Genomic DNA, 1,914 nt, shown 5'->3' on the forward strand with positions numbered 1-1,914 from the left:
GCCTCCGCCTCTGCGGGGCTGGAGTACAGCTCCTCGTCCGGGACGAAAGCGTCCGTCGGCTCCGCCGCGGGGGCCTCGGGCAGCGCCGTGGGAGCGGCGGCCTCGGCCTCGACGGGCTCCGGGGAGGTCTGCGCGGACTCGTGCTCGTGCTCGTGCGTCTCGTGCTGGTGCTCGCCGTTGCCGCCGCGGCCGCGCTTCTTGCGCTTGCCGCCGCCACCGCTGGAGGTGGGCTGCTCCATGTGCACGATGATCCCGCGGCCGTTGCAGTGCACGCAGGTCTCGGAGAACGACTCCAGCAGGCCCTGCCCGACGCGCTTGCGGGTCATCTGGACCAGGCCCAGCGAGGTGACCTCGGCCACCTGGTGCTTGGTGCGGTCGCGGCCCAGGCATTCGAGCATGCGCCGCAGCACCAGGTCCCGGTTGGACTCCAGGACCATGTCGATGAAGTCGATGACGACGATGCCGCCCAGGTCGCGCAGCCGCAGCTGGCGCACGATCTCCTCGGCCGCTTCGAGGTTGTTCCTCGTCACGGTCTCTTCGAGGTTGCCGCCCTGGCCGGTGAACTTGCCGGTGTTGACGTCGATGACGACCATGGCCTCGGTCTTGTCGATCACCAGGGAGCCGCCGGAGGGCAGCCACACCTTGCGGTCGAGCGCCTTGGCGAGCTGCTCGTCGATCCGGTACGTCGCGAAGACGTCGACCTCGCTCGTCCACCGGGACAGGCGGTCGGACAGGTCGGGCGCCACGTGGTTGACGTAGCCGTGGATGGTGTCCCACGCCTCGTCACCGCTGACGATGACCTTGGAGAAGTCCTCGTTGAAGATGTCGCGCACGACGCGGACGGTCATGTCCGGCTCGCCGTACAGCAGGCTCGGCGACGACGTCGAGATCTGCTTGGACTTCTTCTGGATGTCCTCCCACTGGGCCTGCAGACGCTCGACGTCGCGGCGCAGCTCGTCCTCGCTCGCGCCCTCGGCGGCGGTGCGCACGATGACGCCCGCGTCCTCGGGGACGACCTTCTTGAGGATGGTCTTCAGCCGGGCGCGCTCGGTGTCGGGCAGCTTGCGGCTGATGCCGGTCATCGAGCCCTCGGGCACGTAGACCAGGTAGCGGCCGGGCAGCGAGACCTGGCTGGTCAGGCGGGCGCCCTTGTGGCCGATCGGGTCCTTGGTGACCTGGACGAGCACGGACTGGCCGGACTTGAGGGCGGACTCGATGCGGCGCGGCCCGTTGGCCATGCCGAGCGCCTCGAAGTTGACCTCACCGGCGTAGAGGACCGCGTTGCGGCCCTTGCCGATGTCGATGAAGGCGGCCTCCATCGACGGCAGCACGTTCTGGACCTTGCCCAGGTAGACGTTGCCGACGTACGAGGTCGACTGCTCCTTGTTGACGTAGTGCTCGACGAGGATGTCGTCCTCGAGCACGCCGATCTGGGTGCGCTCGCCGTTCTGGCGGACGACCATCACGCGCTCGACGGCCTCGCGGCGGGCCAGGAACTCGGCCTCGGTGATGATCGGGACGCGACGGCGGCCCTGCTCGCGGCCTTCGCGGCGGCGCTGCTTCTTGGCCTCCAGACGCGTGGAGCCCTTGATGGACTGCACCTCGTCGGGGCCGGTGCCGCGGTCGGCGTGGCTGTCCTTCTTGCGGGGCTCGCGGACCTTGACGACCGTGCGCTCCGGGTCGTCGGTCGACTGCGGCTCGGCGTCGGCGGCCGAGTCACCGGCGCGGCGGCGACGGCGACGGCGGCGACGGCTGCTGCTCGACCCGGACCCGCCGTTGTCGTCGCGGTCGTCGGCCTGCGCCTCGTGGTCGTCGGCGTCGGAGTCCTCGTCGGACTCGGCCTGGTCGTCGTCGGACGTGCCGTGCTCCGTCTCGCCGTCGTTCTCGGCGTCGGCGGAGTCACCGCGGCGACGG

At 70.3% G+C, this 1,914-nt stretch carries 1 protein-coding gene; it reads right to left on the reverse strand.

All coding sequences use genetic code 11. From position 1 onward, the window contains the following. The coding region (locus tag G3I40_RS37095) for an Rne/Rng family ribonuclease (protein WP_164559225.1) at window positions 1–1,914 on the reverse strand (1,914 nt) is incomplete at both ends.

The sequence above is a fragment of the Streptomyces sp. SID14478 genome (assembly GCF_010548525.1).
In the GTDB taxonomy this organism is placed as follows: domain Bacteria; phylum Actinomycetota; class Actinomycetes; order Streptomycetales; family Streptomycetaceae; genus Streptomyces.